A 552-nucleotide genomic window follows, 5' to 3' on the forward strand; every position below is an offset into this window, starting at 1 on the left:
CGCTGATTCCCGGGCCGGCCGAGCACCACGAACTGCGCGTCCTGCACCGCCCGGACCTGTCTGCCGACCGGGCCGAGCACCTCGCCGAGATACGCCGGGCGGCGGCCACGGCCCACGCGGAGATCTTCCCCCTCACCGGCGAGCCCCTGGCGCGCGCCACCCTGACCGTCCTCGGCGACGACAGCGCCGTCCTGCTCCTCACCTTCCACCGGCTCGTGATGGACCTGTTCTCCCTGCACCAAGTGGTGACGGACCTTCAGGACGCCTATCTGCGCGGCCCCGCCGAGCCGCCGGCACCGGCCGACCGGTACTCGGAGATCCTGGCCTCGCGCGAGCATCGCAGGCCCCGCGACTGGGAGTTCTGGCGTACCGAACTGTCCGGGTTCCCCACGCCGTGGATCGGGGAGCGGCGGCCCGAGCCGGGCTGGCTGCCGGACGGCGCCGAATTGCGCATCCCCCTCGACCCCGACCTGACCGGACTCCTGCGTGCGAACGCCCGCGAAGCACGCTGCACACCCTCGGTGTTCGTCACCGCCGCGGCGGCCCGCCGGG

General features: G+C 73.9%; 1 protein-coding gene. It reads left to right on the forward strand.

What is annotated here, in order from left to right:
- A partial coding sequence (locus BZL64_RS37600) for a condensation domain-containing protein (RefSeq protein ID WP_208639611.1) occupies nucleotides 1–552 on the forward strand: 552 nt, incomplete at both ends.

Origin of the sequence: Streptomyces bobili, assembly GCF_002154575.1 — a bacterium.
Classification (GTDB): domain Bacteria; phylum Actinomycetota; class Actinomycetes; order Streptomycetales; family Streptomycetaceae; genus Streptomyces; species Streptomyces bobili.